Source organism: Cellulomonas biazotea, from assembly GCF_004306155.1.
GTDB classification, from domain to species: Bacteria; Actinomycetota; Actinomycetes; order Actinomycetales; family Cellulomonadaceae; genus Cellulomonas; species Cellulomonas biazotea.
Genome location: NZ_BIMR01000133.1, coordinates 1 through 18,692, shown reverse-complemented (window position 1 = coordinate 18,692; position 18,692 = coordinate 1). Strand labels below are relative to the sequence as shown.

General features: G+C 75.2%; 16 protein-coding genes and 2 riboswitches. Of the genes, 7 read left to right on the top strand and 9 right to left on the bottom strand.

The annotated features are described in order from the left end of the window. Positions 1-46: 46 nt before the first annotated feature. Together CBZ_RS09920 and CBZ_RS09915 are read right to left on the bottom strand one after the other, a co-directional pair. Positions 47-2,128, bottom strand: coding sequence for an acyl-CoA dehydrogenase family protein (locus tag CBZ_RS09920; RefSeq protein WP_130781399.1), 2,082 nt, complete (start codon positions 2,126-2,128; stop codon positions 47-49). Further along, a complete protein-coding gene (locus tag CBZ_RS09915) occupies positions 2,125-3,027 on the bottom strand; it encodes a TetR/AcrR family transcriptional regulator (protein ID WP_130781398.1) in 903 nt (300 codons plus the stop codon). Before CBZ_RS09915 ends, CBZ_RS09920 begins: the two co-directional genes overlap by 4 nt. 132 nt (positions 3,028-3,159) lie before the next feature. Here CBZ_RS09915 and CBZ_RS09910 point away from each other — a divergent pair, with 132 nt between their 5' ends. Genes CBZ_RS09910 through CBZ_RS09900 form a run of 3 tightly spaced genes read left to right on the top strand, consistent with a single transcriptional unit; the run spans position 3,160 to position 6,754 of the window. Further along, entirely contained in the window at positions 3,160-4,497 is a 1,338-nt protein-coding gene (locus CBZ_RS09910; protein ID WP_130781397.1) for an acetyl-CoA C-acetyltransferase, read from the top strand. A gap of 2 nt (positions 4,498-4,499) precedes the next feature. Further along, positions 4,500-5,879, top strand: coding sequence for a 3-oxoacyl-ACP reductase (locus CBZ_RS09905; RefSeq protein ID WP_130781396.1), 1,380 nt, complete (start codon positions 4,500-4,502; stop codon positions 5,877-5,879). Further along, entirely contained in the window at positions 5,876-6,754 is an 879-nt protein-coding gene (locus CBZ_RS09900) for a MaoC family dehydratase (RefSeq protein ID WP_130781395.1), read from the top strand. The genes CBZ_RS09905 and CBZ_RS09900 overlap by 4 nt, the downstream gene beginning before the upstream one ends. A 95-nt stretch (positions 6,755-6,849) precedes the next feature. Here CBZ_RS09900 and CBZ_RS09895 read toward each other — a convergent pair whose 3' ends face one another. The 4 genes from CBZ_RS09895 to CBZ_RS09880 all read right to left on the bottom strand — a co-directional run bounded on the left by CBZ_RS09895 (position 6,850) and on the right by CBZ_RS09880 (position 11,068). Further along, complete coding sequence (locus CBZ_RS09895) at positions 6,850-7,647, bottom strand: class I SAM-dependent methyltransferase (protein WP_130781394.1); 798 nt, start codon at positions 7,645-7,647, stop codon at positions 6,850-6,852. A 94-nt stretch (positions 7,648-7,741) separates the two neighbouring features. Beyond that, positions 7,742-8,578, bottom strand: a complete 837-nt coding sequence (locus CBZ_RS09890; RefSeq protein WP_130781393.1) for a hypothetical protein — start codon at positions 8,576-8,578, stop codon at positions 7,742-7,744. After that, a complete protein-coding gene (locus CBZ_RS09885) occupies positions 8,575-10,260 on the bottom strand; it encodes a bifunctional lysylphosphatidylglycerol flippase/synthetase MprF (protein WP_130781392.1) in 1,686 nt (561 codons plus the stop codon). The genes CBZ_RS09890 and CBZ_RS09885 overlap by 4 nt, the downstream gene beginning before the upstream one ends. Before the next feature lie 226 nt (positions 10,261-10,486). Beyond that, positions 10,487-11,068, bottom strand: coding sequence for a GNAT family N-acetyltransferase (locus CBZ_RS09880; protein ID WP_130781391.1), 582 nt, complete (start codon positions 11,066-11,068; stop codon positions 10,487-10,489). Between the two features lie 36 nt (positions 11,069-11,104). Here CBZ_RS09880 and CBZ_RS09875 point away from each other — a divergent pair, with 36 nt between their 5' ends. Further along, positions 11,105-11,701, top strand: a complete 597-nt coding sequence (locus tag CBZ_RS09875) for a pentapeptide repeat-containing protein (RefSeq protein ID WP_130781390.1) — start codon at positions 11,105-11,107, stop codon at positions 11,699-11,701. A gap of 89 nt (positions 11,702-11,790) precedes the next feature. Here the strand turns inward: CBZ_RS09875 and CBZ_RS09870 are convergent, their stop codons facing one another. Beyond that, entirely contained in the window at positions 11,791-13,215 is a 1,425-nt protein-coding gene (locus CBZ_RS09870; RefSeq protein WP_130781389.1) for an aminotransferase class V-fold PLP-dependent enzyme, read from the bottom strand. A gap of 43 nt (positions 13,216-13,258) precedes the next feature. Next, positions 13,259-13,373: riboswitch (SAM riboswitch) on the bottom strand. A 119-nt stretch (positions 13,374-13,492) separates the two neighbouring features. Continuing rightward, positions 13,493-13,587, top strand: a riboswitch (SAM riboswitch). Positions 13,588-13,592: 5 nt separating this feature from the next. Between CBZ_RS09870 and CBZ_RS09865 the strand changes: the two genes are divergently transcribed. Beyond that, entirely contained in the window at positions 13,593-14,009 is a 417-nt protein-coding gene (locus CBZ_RS09865) for a rhodanese-like domain-containing protein (RefSeq protein ID WP_130781388.1), read from the top strand. After that, positions 14,006-15,280: an O-succinylhomoserine sulfhydrylase gene (locus tag CBZ_RS09860; protein ID WP_373862165.1), complete on the top strand. Its 1,275-nt coding sequence runs from the start codon at positions 14,006-14,008 to the stop codon at positions 15,278-15,280. Before CBZ_RS09865 ends, CBZ_RS09860 begins: the two co-directional genes overlap by 4 nt. On the opposite strand, the gene CBZ_RS09855 is transcribed toward CBZ_RS09860, so the two are convergent. Continuing rightward, entirely contained in the window at positions 15,252-16,493 is a 1,242-nt protein-coding gene (locus tag CBZ_RS09855) for an acyltransferase family protein (RefSeq protein ID WP_130781387.1), read from the bottom strand. The genes CBZ_RS09860 and CBZ_RS09855 overlap by 29 nt on opposite strands. Before the next feature lie 122 nt (positions 16,494-16,615). Here CBZ_RS09855 and CBZ_RS09850 point away from each other — a divergent pair, with 122 nt between their 5' ends. Next, entirely contained in the window at positions 16,616-18,043 is a 1,428-nt protein-coding gene (locus CBZ_RS09850; protein WP_218022745.1) for an ATP-binding protein, read from the top strand. A gap of 9 nt (positions 18,044-18,052) precedes the next feature. Here CBZ_RS09850 and CBZ_RS09845 read toward each other — a convergent pair. Next, a partial coding sequence (locus CBZ_RS09845; RefSeq protein ID WP_130781386.1) for a TetR/AcrR family transcriptional regulator C-terminal domain-containing protein occupies positions 18,053-18,692 on the bottom strand: 640 nt, incomplete at its 5' end.

Here is an 18,692-nt window from a genome sequence, read left to right as displayed (position 1 = left end):
CCCGAGGCCGTGCGCCCCACCCGGGTCGGGGTGGGGCGCACACCGGTCAGCGGGTGTGCTTCTCCGGGATCGGGGCGTCGCCCGAGGCGCGCTGCGCGCGGTAGTACGCGCGCGCCTCGTCCTGGCGGGCCTGCTCCGCGCCGGACGCGATCGGGGCGCGCAGGTGTGCCTGCTCGAACCCGAACGCGTCGACGAGGTCCTGCGCGTGCGGCCGCAGCCGCGACACGAGCCGGTCGATGTACGACGTGACGGTGCGGGCCCGCCCGGCGGACAGCCGCCCGTTGACCAGGTACCAGGCGAGGTGCCGCTCGACGAGCGTGAGCCCGAAGAGGTCGCGCACCCAGGTCAGCACCTGCTTGGTGCCGGGGTCGGTGACGCGCGCCAGGGCGGCGGTGAACGACTCCCACTGGACGAGCTCGGCGTGCGCGCGGGCTGCCTCGACGAGCGCGTGCTGCTGCGAGTTGAACAGCGCGGCGGCCGTCGCGGGGTCGGCCTTCTGGGCGGGCCGCAGGGCCTGCCCGACCTCGGCGACCATCGTCTCGACGCGGTCGACGAGCAGCGCGCGCTGGGTGTCGGTCTCGCGGAGCTGGCCGGCGCTGCGGCGCGGGTCGCCGACGTCGGAGACGGTCTGCAGGGCGCGGTGCAGCGGGGTGCGGAACCGGGCGGCGTCGGAGGCCCGCTCGGCGACGAGCCGCGCGACCTTGACGGCGTCGAGGTGCTTGAAGCCCTTCGCGTAGTCGGTGAGCAGGCGCTTGCCGACGAGCTGCAGCAGGACGGTGTTGTCGCCCTCGAACGTCGCGTAGACGTCGAGGTCGGCGCGCAGGCCCGTGATGCGGTTCTCGGCGAGGAAGCCCGCGCCGCCGCACGCCTCGCGGCACGTCTGCAGGGTGCGCAGCGCGTGCCAGGTCGACGTCGGCTTGAGCGCGGCCGCGAGCGTCTCGAGGTCCTCGCGCGTGTCGGGGGTGTCGTTGCGGCCCGAGAACACGTCGTCGAACGCGGCGAGCAGGTCCTCGTGCGCGAAGCCTGCGGCGTACGTCTCGGCGAGCAGCGGCAGCAGGCGGCGCTGGTGCTCGGCGTAGTCCATGAGGACGACCTCGTCGCCCGTGCCGCCCTGGAACTGGCGGCGCTGGTTGCCGTACGTGATCGCGATGGTCAGGCCCAGGCGGGACGCGGTGACCGCGGCGCCGTCGAGCGAGACGCGGCCCTGGACGAGCGTGCCGAGCGTCGTGAAGAAGCGGCGCCCGGGGCTCGCGATGGGCGAGGAGTACGTGCCGTCGGCGGCGACGTCGCCGTACCGGTTGAGCAGGTGCGTCCGCGGGACGCGCACGTGGTCGAACCACAGGCGGCCGTTGTCGATGCCGTTGAGGCCGCCCTTGAGCCCGTCGTCCTCGCCGCCGACGCCCGGCAGGAACTCCATCGTCTGCGGGTTGCGGATCGGCACGTAGAACGCGTGCACGCCGTGGTCGACGCGCGGTGCGCCCGCGGGGGCCGTGAGCAGCCGCGCGAAGACGACCGCGGCGGTGCCGTGCAGGCCCGCGTTGCCGAGGTAGTCCTTCCACGCCGCGCGGAACGGCGTGTGGATGACGAACTCCTCGGTCTCCGGCTCGTAGGTCGCCGTCGTGCCGATCGAGGCGACGTCGGACCCGTGGCCCGTCTCGGTCATCGCGAAGGCACCCGGGACGGCGACCGTCAGCGCGTCCCGGAGGAACTGGTCGTGGCTGCGCTCGGTGCCGAGGTGGTAGATCGCCGACGCGAACAGCCCCCACTGCACGCCCGACTTGATCTGCAGCGACGGGTCGGCGTGCGTGAGCTCCTCGAACCGGGCGAGGAAGCCGCCGTGGTCGTCGGCCCCCCCGAACCGCGCCGGGAACGAGCGGTGCACGTCGCCCTCGGCCGCGAGGATGCGCAGCTGCCCGAGCACGCGGTCGCGGTGCTCGGCGAGCGTCTGTCCCTCGATCCGGTGGAGCCGCTCGTCGGTCATGAGCCGGCGCGCGCCGAGGCGCAGCTCCGGGTAGTGGCCGAGGAGCACGCGGGCGAGGTGGTCGACGTCGAGGCGGACGTCGGCGTCCAGCCGGGGGTCGCCCTGCTCGGTGTCCGCCGGGGTGGGGCGGGGGGTGGTCGTCGTCATCGGGACTCCTCCGGGTCTGCGGGGTGCGTCGCGTGGGTGAGGTGGGTCGCGCCGGTCAGGTGGTCGGTGAGGTCGTGCGCGTCGGGCCCGTCGGTGGACCGGCTGCGGTCGCGGGCGAGCAGGCCGACGGGGCCCGCCCAGAGCCACGCGGCGACCTGGGCGGTGACGGTCTCGCGGTCGAGCGCGCCGGGCTGGTCGCGGTGCGCGAGCCACCACTCCCCCGCGCCGCGGACGAAGCCCACGGCTCCTGCGGCCCAGACCTCGGCGAGCGCGACGCGCGCGGCGTCGGCCGCGGGGTCGACGGTCTCGGGGGCGTGGGCGTCGTCGGGGCGGCGGGCCGTGCGGCGGCCGTCGGGCTGCTCCTGGGTGAGGCCCCGGGCGAAGGGGGCGGCGACGAGCGCGGTGACCGAGTCGAGGAAGTGGCCGAGCGGGCCGCCGGACTCGACGGAGCCGTCCCGCGTGACGAACGCGTACACGTGCGGCGACGACTCGATCATCTCGAGGTACACCGCGACCATCGCCCGCAGGCCGTCGCGCGGGGTGGGCGCGACGCGCAGGACGCCTTCGAGCGCGCCCTGGATCTGCAGGACGACGGCCTCGGCGACGGCGATCTGCAGGCCGGTCTTGTCCGTGAAGTAGCGGTAGACGATCGACTTCGACGTGCCGGCGGCGGCGGCGATCTCCTCCATGGAGACGTCGGGGCCGTGGTGGTGGACGGTGCGGCGCGCGATGCGCACGAACTCGGCGCGGCGGGCCTCGCGGTGGTCGGCCCAGCGGGTCGAGCGGCCGTCGGCGGGGGGCTCGTCGGGGGTGCGGGGCTCGGCGCCGGACGACGGGGCGTCGGCGCCGATCAGCCTGAGGCCGGTCGTCGTCGACGGCCCTCGTGTGATGGGGCTCACGAAACCGAAGGTATCAGGTACTGTGGGTTTCGGACACAACTTCGGGACGAAGGTCCCTCGCGCTCCGACGCGCGACCCGTCCTGACCAGCGACGAACCAGCGACTCAAGCGACGACGCGAGAGGAACCAACCGTGGCCCCCTCCCCCCGCAAGCCCCCGACCCCGACCGCGCCGACCACCCGGCGCGCGCTCGTCCTCGGCGGCAACCGGATCCCCTTCGCCCGCGCCGGCGGTGCGTACGCCCACGCGAGCAACCAGGACATGCTCACCGCCGCGCTCGACGGGCTCGTCGCCCGCTACGGGCTGCAGGGCGAGCGCATCGGCGAGGTCGCCGCGGGGGCCGTGCTCAAGCACTCCCGCGACTTCAACCTCACGCGCGAGTCGGTCCTCGGGTCCGCACTGTCCCCCACGACGCCCGCCTACGACGTCCAGCAGGCGTGCGCGACCGGGCTCGAGTCCGTCGTCGGGCTCGCCAACAAGATCCGGCTCGGCCAGCTCGAGTCCGGCATCGCCGGCGGCGTCGACACCACGTCCGACGCGCCCATCGCCGTGAGCGACCGGCTGCGCCGCACGCTGCTCGACCTGTCCCGCGCGAAGACCGTCGGGCAGCGCGTCGCCGTCGCCGCACGGCTGCGCCCGAAGGACCTCGCGCCCGCCGCCCCCCGCACCGACGAGCCGCGCACCGGCCTGTCGATGGGCGAGCACCAGGCCCTCACCACCGCCCAGTGGGGCATCACGCGCGAGGCACAGGACGAGCTCGCCCTCGCGTCGCACCAGCGCCTCGCCGCCGCGTGGGACGCCGGGTTCTTCGACGACCTCGTGACCCCGTTCCGCGGGCAGACGCGCGACGGGAACCTGCGCGCCGACACCTCGCTGGAGAAGCTCGCGAAGCTCAGGCCCGCGTTCGGCCTGGGCCTCGACACCCCGGCGACCATGACGGCCGGCAACTCCACTCCGCTGACCGACGGGGCGTCGACCGTCCTGCTCGGCTCCGACGAGTGGGCCGCCGCGCACGACCTCACGCCGCTCGCCGTCGTCGTCGACGCCGAGGCCGCCGCCGTCGACTTCGTGCACGGCGTCGACGGGCTGCTCATGGCCCCCGTCTTCGCGGTGCCGCGGCTGCTCGCCCGCAACGGCCTGACGCTCGACGACCTCGACTACGTCGAGATCCACGAGGCGTTCGCGTCGACCGTCCTGACGACCCTCGCGGCGTGGGAGTCCGACCAGTTCGGCAAGGAGCGGCTCGGCCTCGACGGCGCGTTCGGCACCGTCGACCGGGCACGGCTCAACGTGCACGGCTCGTCGCTCGCCGCCGGCCACCCGTTCGCCGCGACCGGCGGGCGGATCGTCGCGACCGTCAGCAAGGAGCTGCACCGCCGCAAGCAGGCCGAAGGGCGGCCCGTGCGGGCGCTGGTGTCGGTGTGCGCGGCCGGCGGGCTCGGCCTCACCGCGATCCTCGAGGCGGCCTGACCATGACCGACACCTACCTCAACCTCGTCAACAGCGGCGTCACGAAGAAGCTCGCGCAGCAGCTCGGCCTGCCGCAGCCCGCGCCCCTGCGCCGCTACCGCGCCGGCACGCCGCTCGTCGACGGGCCCGTGCTCGTCCTCGGCCGCGGCAAGGACGCCGACGCGCTCGCCGCCGTGCTCGCGGGCCCCGCGGGTGGCGCGCCCGGCTCGACCGTCCTCGACGGCTGGGACCTCGACGTGCACCGGCACGCGTCGCCCGACACGCGGTACGCCGCGGTCGTCGTCGTGCTCACCGACGTCGAGCACCCCGACCAGCTCGCCGGGCCCGTCCTCGCGACCGCGGGCGTGCTGCGCGGGCTCGCGCGCGGCGGCCGCGTCGTCACGGTGTCCCGCGAGGCGACCCCCGACGACGCCCCCGCGCTGGCCGCCGCCCGGCAGGGCGTCGACGGGCTCCTGCGCTCGCTCGCCAAGGAGCTGCGCGGCGGGGCGACCGGCAACGGCGTCGTGCTGCGCGAGGGCGTGCCCGTCACGGCGCCGTCGACGCTCGGCGCGGTGCGGTTCTTCCTGTCGGCCCGCTCGGCGTTCGTCGACGGTCAGCTGCTCACGGTCGACTCCGACGCGGGCGCGCTGCCGGCGTCGTGGGACCGGCCGCTCGAGGGTCGCGTCGCGGTCGTCACCGGTGCCGCACGCGGGATCGGCGCGTCCATCGCCGCGACCCTCGCGCGGGACGGGGCGACCGTCGTGGCCGTCGACGTCCCCGCCGCGGGCGAGCAGCTCGCCGCGGTCGCGAACCGCGTGCACGGCACCGCGCTGCAGCTCGACGTGACCGCGCAGGACGCGGGCGCCCGGATCCTCGCGCACGCCCTGCAGCGGCACGGGCGGCTCGACGTCGTCGTGCACAACGCCGGCATCACGCGCGACAAGCTGCTCGCCAACATGACGCCCGACAAGTGGGACTCCGTGCTGGCCGTGAACATCGCGTCCCAGCTGCGCATCAACGAGGCGCTCCTGACGTCCGGCGACTTCGCGGACGAGCCGCGCATCGTGTCGCTCGCGTCGACGTCCGGCATCGCGGGCAACCGCGGGCAGACCAACTACGCGGCGTCCAAGGGCGGCGTCATCGGCATGGTCCGGGCGACCGCGCCGCTGCTCGTGCCGTTCGGCGGCACCGCCAACGCGGTCGCGCCCGGGTTCATCGAGACCGAGATGACGGCCCGCATCCCCGCCCTGACCCGGCAGGTCGCGCGGCGGCTCAACTCGCTGCAGCAGGGCGGGCAGCCCGTCGACGTCGCGGAGGCCGTCGCGTTCCTCGCGTCGCCCGCCGCGGGCGGGATCGTCGGGCGGACGCTGCGCGTGTGCGGACAGAACATGGTGGGCCAGTGACGACGGTCGTCCTGCCGTCCGTCCCGGCGCTCGGCGGCCTCTACGCGCGCGGCGCGGCGGCGACGGGGCGGCTCGCGGTCGCGCGGCGCGTCGGCCGTGCGCCGCGCACCCTGCCCGACGTCGTCCACGAGGTACGCGGCGTCCGCGCCGACGCCGACCACCTCACTGCGTACCAGCACCTCGTCGGGGAGTCCGCGTCCGACCGGCTGCCCGCCGGGTTCGTGCACGTCCTCGCGTTCCCCGTCGCGTTCGCGGTCATGGTGCGACCCGACTTCCCCCTGCCGCTGCTCGGGCTCGTGCACGTCGCGAACCGCGTCGAGCAGCACGCGCCCGTGCGCCTCGACGAGGCGTTCGACGTGCGCGCCTGGGCGCAGGACCTGCGGCCGCACCGGTCCGGCACGACCGTCGACCTCGTCGCCGAGGTCCGGGTCGGGGGCGCGCTCGTCTGGCGGGGCGTCTCGACGTACCTCGCCAAGGGCGTGCGGCTCGCGGGGCGGCCCGACGACGCGGTCCGCGACGAGTTCGTCGCGCCCGTGCCGACCGGGCGCTGGAAGCTCGCCGCCGACGCCGGGCGGCGCTACGCCGCCGTCTCCGGCGACCACAACCCCATCCACCTGTCGCGGCTCTCCGCGAAGGCGCTCGGCTTCCCGCGGACCATCGCGCACGGGATGTTCACGGCGGCGCGGGCGCTCGCCGACGTCGGGGCCGTGCGCGGCGACGCGTTCACGTGGACCGTCGAGTTCCACAAGCCCGTCCTGCTGCCCGGGACGGTCACGGTGCGCGTCGCACCCGACGGTCCCGGCACCGCGTTCGCGGGCTGGGACGCACGCTCGGGCCGCCCGCACCTGACGGGCCGCGTCGACCCGCTGCGCTGACGCGGACGGCGTCGAGGCTCCGCTGACGCGGACGGCGTCGAGGTCGTGAGGTCGCGTCGAGGTCGGGCGTCCTGACTCACGACCTCGGCGGGGAGTCACGACCTGGGCGGGGTGGGCGGGGGCGGCGCGTGCGACGCGTCCGACGGGGTGCGGGCGACCGCCCAGCGGAACGCGTTCGAGAGGCGGTAGCCGCCCGACGGGGTGCGGAACGGGGACGCCGCCGCGAGCACCGTGGGGGTCGCCTCCGCGACCGTGGCCGGGTCCTCGCCGAGCAGGATGCCGCGCACCAGCGTCGCGTCGTCGGGGACCTCCCACGTCAGGTCGACGAGGCCCGCCTCGACGACGTCCAGCCCGGCGTCCCGCAGCACGCGCTCCAGCCCGCCCGCGGGGCGCAGGTCGCCGTCGGGCGGCGGGTCGTCGTCGTGGAACCGTGCGACGGCGTCCTCGACGACGGTGACGTCGTTCCGAGGCCCTTCGGCCCAGTTGCTCACGCCGACCAGCCCGCCCGGGACCGTCACGCGCACGACCTCGGCGAGCGCGTCGTCCAGGTCGTCGGCGAACTGCAGCGCGTTGACGGCGAGCACGACGTCGAACGCGCCTCGGCCGAAGGGCAGGTGCTCGGCGTCGCCGTCGCGCACGTCGGCGTCCGGCACCCGCGCGGCCGCGAGCGCGCGCATCCCCGGCGCCGGGTCGACGCCCGTGACGACGGCGCCGCGTCGGGTGGCCGCGTCGAGCAGCTCCCCGCTCCCGCAGCCGACGTCGAGCACGCGGGTTCCCGGGCCGACCGCGGTCGCGTCGAGGAGGGCGCGTCGCGCGGGGTCGGCCATCGTCGACCACAGCTCGGCCCAGCCGTCCGCGACCGCCGACCAGGCGTCGACGCCGGCTCCGTCCACGGTGCCCTCCTCGTGCCTGCTCGTCGCTGGTCGTCGGTCCGGTCGTCGGTCCGGTCGTCGGTCCGGTCGCTCCGGTGGTCGGTGAGGTCGTCGGTCAGGTCGTCGGCGCCGCGACCGGCACACCGTCGTCGCCGGCCTCCGCGGCGGCGTTGGCGGGGCTGCGGGCCAGGACGACGCAGCCCGCGAGCGCGACGAGCAGCGCGAGCGCCGCGGGCAGGACCCAGCCGGACCGCACGAAGTCGCCGAGGACGCTGAGCCCGACGACGCCGGGCACGACGACCTCCAGGACCGAGACCATCGCGGCGGCCGTCCCGACGGACCCGCGCTCGAGCGCCCGCAGGTAGGCGAGCGCCCCGGCGACGCCGCCGACGACGATGGGGATCGCGAGCGGTTGCAGGACCGTGTCGAGCAGGTCCCCGTCGGCGTGCGCGGCGCGCGCGGCGATCGCCGCGACCGAGTAGCCGAGCCCGCCGAGGACGGCGAGCAGGACCGGCGGCCCGGAGCTGTACGCGAGCAGCGTGCCGACGGCCACGACGACGGCAGCGGCGATCATGACGGCGTCGAACCCGGCGGGCGGGTGCACGGCAGGCTGCTCGTCTCCCGACAGGGCGATGACGACGAGCGCGGCGACGACGGCCACCACGGCGAGGACGTCGAGGCGGCGCATGGTCGCCCCGAGGACGAGCCGGGCCAGCAGCACGACGACGACCAGCGACGACGCGATGACCGCCTGCACCACGAAGAGCGGCAGGTGGTCGAGGGCGAGCAGGGACAGCAGCCACGCGAGGCCGTCGACGACGAACGCGGCGATGACGAGGGGCTGTGCGACGGCGCCCAGACCACCTGCCCGGCGTGCGCCGACGGCCTGCATGATCGTGCTGACGCCGTAGCCGACCGACGACAGGACGGCGGCGAGCAGCGAGCCGATCACGAGGGCTGGCCCACGTTCCCGAGGAACCGGCCGATCACGGGGATCTCGGTGACCCCTTCGGCGCCGGCCATGACGACGGCCTGCGTCGCGACGTACTCGACGGAGTCGAGGACGGTGTACCGCGGCACCCAGGACGGGTCGAACTTCTCGTTGAACTGCCCGAGCGTCGCCATCTGGGTGCCCTGCGAGAGGCGCTGCAGGACGGGCCGCGTGAGCTGCTCGATCCGCGTGCCGGCGCCCTCCTCGGCCTCGAGCACCTCGCGCAGCACGGCGAAGTTGAGGCCGAGGCCGGTGTGCCCGCGCGCCTTGAGCTCGGCGACGGTGTGCACGATGTTCGTGTCGATGAGGCCGTTCGGCAGGCCCTCGACGTCGAGGCGGCGGCGCATGACGTCGAGCGACCAGCCGCCGATCGCCGGAGCGGGCACCCACTGGCAGAACGCGTCGACACGCCCGGCCTCGGTCGCGGTGACGGACAGGAGCAGCCCGGTGTCGTGCGGGTCGAACAGGCGCGACAGCGTCATCGAGAACCCGCGCTCGGTCTCGCCGCGGCGGGACTCGTCGCTCATCGTCTCGATCTGGGCGCGCAGGTGCGGGTCGATCGTCGCGGGGTCGTGGAACGTCGTCGTGTAGCCGGCTCGCTCGACGCGGGAGACGGCCTGCCGCAGCGACTTGTGCGAGCCGCCCGCGGTGGTGAACGTCGTGCAGTCGACGATGGCCTCGTCGCCCAGGTAGACGATCCGCAGCCCGGCGGCCTCGTACACGGGCAGCCAGTCCTGGCCGGCACCGATGATCGCGACGGACCAGCCGAAGTCCTCCGTGTAGTCGAGGAACTCCGCCCACGTCTGCTCGCGGTCCTCGGGCGGGCCGATCGGGTCGGGCGAGACGAGGCACACGCCACCGCGTACCGAGTGGGCGATCACGGACCGCCCGACGAAGAACCAGTCCTTGTCGTCACGCAGCGCGAAGTAGTCGAGCGTCCCGGTGCCCCACCGCTGCACGATGGCACGAGCCCGCTCGCGCTCCTCGGCGTGGTCGGCGGGGTTCAGCCGCACCGGTCGGCGCGAGGACGTGAGGCTCCACAGCAGCGTCAGCAGGAACGCGAGCTCGAGGACGAACTCGACCGGGCGCAGGATGCGCCCGAGCCGCTCGATCTCGGCGGTCCCGGGGTCGGTCACCGCGATCCAGATGCCGAGGCCGACGAACGTCACGACGAGGAACACGACGGCGAACACGACGAGCAGGACGGCCCGGCGGACGTCGCGCCGGTTGGGCAGGACCGGGAACGCCGAGCGCTGGGTCGCGAGCCACACGGTGCCGACGACGACGAGGGCTGCGGCGAGCACGTCGAGGCCGCGCACCAGGTGCAGCACCGCCGACGCGGTCAGCAGGCCGAGCGTCAGCACCCACGACAGCCGGTGCCCCTTGCGCAGCCCGCGCGCGGTGAACAGCAGGACGATCGAGACGGTGATGAGCGCCGGCCGGGCTGACGCGGTGCCCGCGTCGGGCAGCACGCCGCCGAACAGGGACAGGTCCCGCCAGATCCCGCGCAGCAGGCTGGAGATCAGCCCGACGAGCGCGAGCACGAGGACCGCGCGGGAGGCGAGCACCCGGACGTGCACGCGACGGCGCTGCTCGTCGAGGGCGGCCCGGTCGACCCGGGGCAGGAGCACGCTGCCTGGCATGGGCCCCAGTCTGCCGGTGACGGGCGATGTTGCACCCCGCCCGTGACGGGCGATGTGGCACCCCCGCGTCGACGGCGGTCCGCTCGTCGCACGGACGCTCGTGGTGGGCGGCCGCCGCGCTGCTCGTCGTCGCGGTCCTGCTCGTGGCCGCCGCGGTCGCACGGCACCGGTCCGCCCGCGGCGGGTCCGGACGGTGTCCGCGGCGGGCGGGCCGAGGGCGGGGTCGTCAGTCGCCGCGTGCGCCGAGCCGCGCCAGCAGGCCGTCACGGACCGACGGCCACTCGTCGGGGAGGATCGAGAAGTACGCCGAGTCGCCGCGCGTCCCGTCGGGCGCGAGCCGGTGGCTGCGCAGGACACCCTCGGGGACTGCGCCCAGCCGCGTGATCGCGCCGACCGACCGCGCGTTGCGCGTGTCGGCGCGGAAGGCGACGCGGGCGCACCCCCACGTCTCGAACGCGTGCGTCAGCATGAGCAGCTTGCAGGCCGGGTTGTTGCTGGTCCCCCACCACCGCGGCGCGAAGTACGTGTGGCCGATCTCGACGCGCAGCAGGCGCGGCTCCCAGTCGTAGAACGACGTGCTGCCGCGCACCTCGCCGGTCGCGGCGTCGACCGCGGCGAACGCGACCCGCCCGGGGGCCGCCTGCGCCCGTGCGACCTCCTCGCGCCACGCGGCGGGACCGACGGGCAGCGGCGACGACATGCCCGCCCAGACACGGTCGTCGACGAACGCCGCGAGCCCGTCCGCGTGGGACGCGTCGAGGGGGACGAGCCGGACACCGTGACCCTCGAGCGTGACGTCGTGCAGCACGCCCGCGAGGCTGCCACGTCTGGCAGGGTGACGCGCATGGTTTCTCAGGTCCTGGAGCCCGACGCCGACCTCGACGCGCTCGACCTCGTCGACGAGGTGCTCGACGGACAGGACGGCCGGCGCGCCCGGGTCCTGGAGTGCACGTTCACCGCGTGCTCCCTGGACGACGTGCGGCTCGACCACGCGCGGCTCGTCGACACCGTGTGGGACGGCGTGCGGGCCGGGTCGGTGTCGCTCGCGTCGGCGACGTGGCAGGACGGACGCTGGACGGGGTGCCGGCTCGGCGCCGTGCAGGCGTACGGGTCGACGCTCACCCGCCTCGAGGTGCGCGGCGGCAAGATCGACTACCTCAACCTGCGGGACGCCGACCTGGTCGACGTCACCCTCGCCGACGTCGTCGTCGAGGAGCTCGACCTGGGCGGTGCGCGGGTCAGGCGGCTCGTGCTCGACGGCTGCCGCGTGCGGCGCCTCGACCTCACCGGCACGACGCTCACCGAGGTCGACCTGCGGGGCCTGACGGGCCTGCAGGAGGTCGACGGCGTGGCCGGGCTGCGGGGTGCGCGGATCACGTCCGCCCAGCTGCTCGACCTCGCGCCGATCCTCGCGGACCACCTGGGCGTCGTCGTCGACTGACGCCCTGCACGCGGGTCCGCGCCCTCGTCGGTCGTCGGGCGACCGCACGCACGCGCTCGCTCGTCGGAGGACGTCCGTGCGCGCCGCGGTCAGTCGTCGAGCGCCGGTCCGCAGGCCGCCGCAGCCGTGGCCGCGAGCGCGTCGAGCCCGTGCACCTGCACGAGCGGGCGGGTGTCGTCGACGACCGCCCAGCACGCGTCCACGACCTCGTACCGGGAGGCCGGGCCGTCGGTCAGGTAGCGCCGCAGCGCCTCGACGAGCCGGTCGACGGCCTCGCTGGTCGTCCCGACGCCGACGGACGCGCGGATCGCGCCGCCGCTGCTGCCGAGGTGGGCGAGCAGCGGGTGCGCGCAGAACCGGCCGTCGCGCACGCCGATGCCGTGCTCGGCGGACAGGTAGGCGGCCACCAGGCCGGGGTCGTGCCCGGGGACGGTGAACGTGAGGACGCCGACGGGGTCGGTCGAGTCGGGCCAGATGCGCGCGACCTCGACGCCGTCGATCGCGCCGAGCCCGTCGACGAGCCGCGCCCGCAGCGCCTCCTCGTGGGCGAGCAGCGCACCGGCGGGCAGCGCGGCGAGCCGGTCGCAGGCCTCGGCGAGCGCGATGGCGCCGATGACGTTGGGCGACCCGGCCTCGTGCCGCGCGGGGGCGGGCTGCCAGACGGTCCTGTCGGCCCGGACGTCGCGCACCGCACCTCCCCCTGCGAGGTACGGCGTGCCCGTGTCGAGCCAGTCGCGACGGCCGACGAGCGCGCCCGCACCGAAGGGCGCGTACGTCTTGTGGCCGGAGAACGCGACGTAGTCCGCGTCGGTCGCGGCGAGCGAGAACCCGCGGTGCGGGACGAGCTGCGCGCCGTCGACGGCGACGCGCGTCCCGGCGGCGTGCGCGAGCGCGACGACCTCGTCGACGGGCAGCGCCTCGCCGGTGACGTTCGACGCGCCGGTGATCGTGAGGAGCGCGTACGACTGGCTCGCGAGCTCGCGGCGCAGCGCGTCGAGGGTGGCCGCGACGGTCGCGCCGATCGGCAGGATCGTCGTGGTGTTGCCGTGCCGCTGCGACGCCTGGACCCAGGGCAGCAGGTTGGCGTGGTGCTCGACGTCGAGGACGAGCACCTTGCCCCCGGCGGGCACGACGCCTGCGAGCAGGTTGAGCGAGTCCGTCGTGTTGCGCGTGACGATCGCGACGTCGTCGGGGCGGGCGTCGACGAACCGGGCGATGCTCTGCCGGGCCGACTCGTAGAGCGCCGTGGAGACCTGCGAGAGGTAGCCGGCGCCGCGGTGCACGGACGCGTAGAGCGGCAGGACCTCGGTGACGCGGGCCGCGACCGACTCGAGCGCGGGGGCGCTCGCGGCGTAGTCGAGGTTCGCGTAGGTGCGCGACGTGCCGTCGACCAGCGGGACGGTGGTGTCGCCGCCGACGACGGGCAGCAGGGCGGCGACGGGCTCGCGGGTCGACGACGTCGGCGTGGCGGCGTCGACCTCGGCACAGGAGGTGTGCTCGGCGATGACGGTCATGGTGCTCCTCCACGGGCAGGTGGGGGACGTACGGCCGGGGCCGGTCCCGCGCTTGCCTCCCGCCGGACGGCGGTCGGCCAGGTCGTCACCCGGGGCACCCCACCGCGGAGGAGGGTTGCCGGCCAGCGAGCCGGGGCTTGTCGCTGGCGCTCATGACCTGGGTCGAGGGTTCCCAAGGAGCGTGGTCGGTGTCAACGGGACACCCCGGCCGTCTCGGATGACGGGACGCCGTGTCCGCCCCTTGGCCACCGCGGCCGGATCGCGCGTAGCATCGCGCCAACCATCCAGAGCGGCCGAGAGATCTGGCTCGACGACGCCGCAGCAACCCCCCGGTCCGCCGGGCGAGGGTGCTACCGCCAGGACCGATGGAGGACAGCATGACGTACGCCGGTGACCTGACCCCGCAGCAGGCGTGGGACCTGCTCGCGGCCGACGAGCGGGCGCTGCTCGTCGACGTGCGCACCGACGCCGAGTGGCGGTTCATCGGCATCCCCGACGCCGAGGGCATCGACGGCCGCGCCGCACTCGTCGAGTGGACCTCGCCGCAGGGCGTGCCGAACCCTCGCTTCCTCGACCAGCTCGCCGAGGCCGGCCTGACGCCCGGCGACGAGCGGCCCGTCGTCTTCCTGTGCCGCTCGGGCGTCCGCTCGGTCGCCGCCGCGAACGCGGCCACCGCCGGCGGCTTCGGCCCCGCCTACAACGTGCTGCGCGGGTTCGAGGGCGACGTCGGCCCCGACGGCCAGCGAGGCCACGTCGGCTGGCGCGCCGAGGGCCTGCCCTGGACGACGCTGTGAGCGGCCGCCCGGCCGGCACGCCCGGCCGTGTGCCCGGCCCGGGCGACTGGGACGACCGGTCCGTCGACCGCGCGACGCTGCGCCCCGACACCCTCGCCGTCCGCGGCGGCCTCGTGCGCTCCGAGTTCCAGGAGATGTCCGAGGGCCTGTTCCTCACGCAGGGCTACGTCTACGACTCCGCCGCCCAGGCCGAGTCCGCGTTCGCCGGCGACGTCGACCGTTTCCTCTACTCGCGCTACTCCAACCCCACGGTCTCGACGTTCGAGGAGCGCCTGCGCCTGCTCGACGGCGCCGAGGCCGCCTACGCCACGGCGACCGGCATGTCGGCCGTCTTCACGTCGCTCGCCGCGCTCGTGCAGCAGGGGTCGCGCATCGTCGCGGCCCGCGCGCTGTTCGGGTCGACCGTCGTGATCTTCGACGAGATCCTCGCGAAGTGGGGCGTACGCACCGACTACGTCGACGGCCACGAGCTCGCGCAGTGGGAGCAGGCGCTGTCGACGCCCGCCGACGTCGTGTTCTTCGAGACGCCGTCCAACCCCATGCAGGACCTCGTCGACATCGCCGCGGTGTCCCGCCTCGCGCACGCGGCCGGGGCGACCGTCGTCGTCGACAACGTCTTCGCGACCCCCGTCCTGTCCCGCCCGCTGGACCTCGGCGCCGACGTCGTCGTCTACTCCGCGACCAAGCACATCGACGGGCAGGGGCGCGTGCTCGGCGGCGCGATCCTCGGCTCGTCGGACTACGTGAACGGCCCCGTGCAGACGCTCGTCCGGAACACCGGCCCGTCGCTGTCGCCGTTCAACGCGTGGGTGCTGCTCAAGGGCCTGGAGACGATGTCCCTGCGCGTGCGGCACCAGGCCGCGTCCGCGCTCACGCTCGCGACGTGGCTCGAGGAGCAGCCCGCGGTCGAGTCCGTCCGCTACCCGTTCCTGCCGTCGCACCCGCAGCACGACCTCGCGCGCGCGCAGCAGACCGGCGGCGGGACGGTCGTCACGCTGAACCTGCGCGTCCCCGAGGGCGCGGACGCCGACGTCGCGAAGAAGTCGACGTTCGCGTTCCTCGACGCCCTGCGCATCGTCGACCTGTCGAACAACCTGGGCGACGCGAAGTCGATCGTCACGCACCCCGCGACGACGACGCACCGCAAGCTCGGCCCCGAGGGCCGGTCGCGCGTCGGGATCGCGGAGTCGACGGTCCGGCTGTCCGTCGGGCTGGAGGACGTCGAGGACCTGCGCGACGACCTCAGCCAGGCGCTCGCGACCCTTCGCTGACGCTCGGCGCCGCGTCGTCGGCCGGCTCGGTCGACCCGGTCCGGCGGGCGGCGCGGGCCTCGACGCGCCGCCGGACGGCCCGGCCGGCCCGTTGCGACAGCCGGTGCGACGGCGCCTCGACGACCCGGTAGAACAGCGCCGAGAGCAGCAGCGACAGCGGCACCGCGATCGCGACCGTCAGGCCCGCCCCGACGGACGCCGTCCACGCGATCGCGACCGCCGCGATGACCGGCTCCTGCACGAGGTACAGGCTGAACGACCGCCGCCCGAGCCACTGCACGGGCGGCGACTCGAGCCGGCGCCGGAACGCCGGGCCGTGGATCGCGCAGAACACCGCGGCCGCCGCACCCGCGACACCCGTGGTGTGCCCGAACGCCGCCGGGACCTCGGTCGGCGTCATGACGACGAACAGCAGCCAGTAGGCGCTCAGCGCCGTCACGACCGCCGCGTACGCCACCGGCCACCCGAGCCGCCGCGCGTCGATCGCCGCGGCGACCTGCGCGAGCCGCTCCCGCTCGAACGCCATCACGACGCCGAGCCCGAACACCGGCAGGTACCGCAGCGGGCCGAGCGAGTCGACGACCCAGCCGACCCCGACGAGCGCGAGGAGCAGCACGGCGACCGCGGGCAGCCAGCGTCGCAGCAGGTGCGCGGCCAGCAGGTACAGCGGCAGCAGCAGCGAGAAGATGACCTCCCACTGCAGCGTCCAGAGCGACCCGTTGAGGGCGTCGACGCCGCCGACGAGCAGCGCGTCCCGCGGCAGGCCGCCGACGCTGTAGGCGCCGCGGTGCTGCAGCCACGTGCTGCCGACGCCGTGGTGCCGGTCGACCAGCAGCACCGTGACCCACGCGAACGCGAGCGACCCCCACACCGGCAGGTAGAGCCGCAGCAGGCGTCGCACGTAGTAGACGGACCAGGCACCGTGCGCCCCGACCGACGCCGGCAGGGCGAGGACGAACCCGCTGAGCACGAAGAAGACGAAGACCGCGCCGGTGCCGTCCCACAGCAGGTGCAGCGGGGTCTCGGTGAGGAACCACTCCCACGACCACGCGTCGAACCGCGCGGGGGGCCGCTGGTACGGGGACAGCAGCAGCGACGACGTCAGCAGGCTGTGGTGGACGACGACGACCAGCGCCGCGACGCCGCGCAGGCCGTCGAGCGCGGGGAGCCGGGGCACCGTCCGCGCGCGCACCTCGGGACCCGTCGGCGGCACGCGCCCACCCTAGGGTCGTCGCTGAACCTTTTGGGCCCTTCTGGACGCATTTCATCCGATATCCGGCGAGCCAGTCCCGGCTGGTACTACAGTGATCTTTACTAAACTCCACCGTAGTAAGGATGGTCCGAGTGTCAGGCTTCGTCGGTCGGTCACGGGAGCTGGCGATCCTCACCTCGCTGCTGGAGACGGTCCGCACCGGACGCCGCGCCGATCCCGGCGTCGCGCTCACGCTGCGCGGTCGTCGGCGGGTCGGCAAGTCGCGGATGGTGGACGAGTTCCTGCGCCGCACCGACGTGCCGTCCGTCTACTTCCAGGCCGCACGACACGCGCCGCTCGCCGACGAGCTGGCCGAGCTGACCCGCGCCGTGGTCGGCTCGACGCTGCCCGACGCCGTCGCGGCCGCCGGCACGGCGCCGACGACCGTCACCGCGGCCCTGACGCTGCTCGCGGCGGCCCTCCCAGCCGACACCCCCTCCGTGGTCGTCGTCGACGAGCTGCCGTGGCTCCTCGAGCGGGTGCCCGGCGGCGCGGGCGAGCTGCAGCGCGTCTGGGACACGCGTCTGTCGAAGAAGCCGGTCCTCCTGCTGCTGCTCGGCTCGGACCTCGCGATGATGGAGCACCTGCTCGCGGCCGACCAGCCGTTCCACGGCCGCGCGACCGAGATGGTCCTCGACCCGCTCACCCCCACCGACGTCGCGACCATGACGGGACTCTCGGCCGCGGCCGCCTTCGACGCCCACCTCGTGACCGGCGGGCTGCCGCTCGTCGTGCAGGAGTGGGAGCCGCAGGACTCCGTCGAGTCGTTCCTCCGCCGCTCGTTCGCGTCGTCGACGAGCGCCCTGGTCGTCGCGGGCGGCCGCTCGCTCGACAGCGAGTTCCCCGCGACGACCCCGGCGCGGCAGGTCCTCACCGCCCTGGGCGGGCGCGGCGAGCGGACGTTCGGCGGGATCCAGGGCGCCGACCGCGCCGACGGGTTCAACGCGACGACGCTGACGACCACGCTGCGGACGCTCACGGGCAAGCGGGTCGTCGAGGTGGACGAGCCGCTGTCGGCGCGCCCGGCGCCGCGCAACCGGCGGTACCGGCTCGCCGACCCGGCGCTGAGGTTCTGGCTGGCGTTCGTGGAGCCCGCCCTCGGCGAGGTGGACCGCGGGCGTCCGGACCTCGCGATGGACCGGGTGCACGCCGGGTTCGGCGCGTGGCGCGGCCGGGCCGTCGAACCCGTCGTCCGGCAGGCGCTCGGACGGCTTCTGCCCGACGACCGCTGGCCGGTCACCCGGGTCGGCGGCTGGTGGCCGCGGTCGAACGTCCCCGAGGTCGACCTCGTCGGCATGACGGGCGACCACGGCGTCGGCTTCGTCGGGACCGTGAAGTGGCGGACCGCACCGCTGACGACGACGGACGTCGACGCGCTCGCCCGAGACGCGCTCGCCGTCCCGGGGGTGCAGGTCGGCACCCCGCTGGTCGGCGTGTGCCCGGGGGGCACGGCGGCCGACGGTCTGGCGACCGTCTGGGACGCCGACGACCTCCTGCGCGCCTGGGCCTGAGGCCCGGGTCTAGGGGCGGCCCGCGGCGCCCGCGGCGTCCACCAGGACGGCGACGCCGTCGAGCAGGCGGGCCAGCCCGAACTCGAACGCGCGGCGCGGGTCGTAGGCGGCCTGGTTGGCCTCGCCCGCGACGGGCCCGACCCGGGCGACCGTCGGGTAGGCCTCGGCGTCGAACACCTGGGCGACGTACGGCTCGACGGCCCGCCACCACTGCTCCTCGGTCGTGCCGGTGGCCTCGCGGGCGGCGGCCTGCTCGACGACCCCGCGGGCGGCACCGCCGACGAAGCCGTTGACGAGGGTGACGACCGCGTCGACGTCGACCTCGCCGAGCCCGGTGCCGTCGAGGGCGCGGAGCTCGATCTCGTACTTCGCCATGACGTTGGGGCCGAGCGGCGGGCGGCCGAGCGTCGCGACCTGGAGCAGCCACGGGTGCCGTTCGAGGACGGTCCAGTTGGCGCGCGCCACGGCCTCGAGGCGGGCGCGCCAGTCGGGGTCGGGCGGCGTCGTGGGCTTGAGGCCGCCGAGCAGGTCGACGACCTCGCCGAGCACGGTCTCGACCATGAGGTCGAGCAGCTCGCCCTTGCCGGGCACCCACGTGTAGAGGGTCATCGCGCCGACGCCGAGCTCGGACGCGACGCGGCGCATGGAG

Bases quoted from the DNA above. Each gene is read 5' to 3' on its own strand.
- CBZ_RS09920 (WP_130781399.1), bottom strand. From the start codon at position 2,128: ATGACGACGACCACCCCCCGCCCCACCCCGGCGGACACCGAGCAGGGC.
- CBZ_RS09905 (WP_130781396.1), top strand. From the start codon at position 4,500: ATGACCGACACCTACCTCAACCTCGTCAACAGCGGCGTCACGAAGAAG.
- CBZ_RS09885 (WP_130781392.1), bottom strand. From the start codon at position 10,260: ATGCCAGGCAGCGTGCTCCTGCCCCGGGTCGACCGGGCCGCCCTCGAC.
- CBZ_RS09875 (WP_130781390.1), top strand. From the start codon at position 11,105: ATGGTTTCTCAGGTCCTGGAGCCCGACGCCGACCTCGACGCGCTCGAC.
- CBZ_RS09870 (WP_130781389.1), bottom strand. From the start codon at position 13,215: ATGACCGTCATCGCCGAGCACACCTCCTGTGCCGAGGTCGACGCCGCC.
- CBZ_RS09865 (WP_130781388.1), top strand. From the start codon at position 13,593: ATGACGTACGCCGGTGACCTGACCCCGCAGCAGGCGTGGGACCTGCTC.
- CBZ_RS09850 (WP_218022745.1), top strand. From the start codon at position 16,616: ATGGTCCGAGTGTCAGGCTTCGTCGGTCGGTCACGGGAGCTGGCGATC.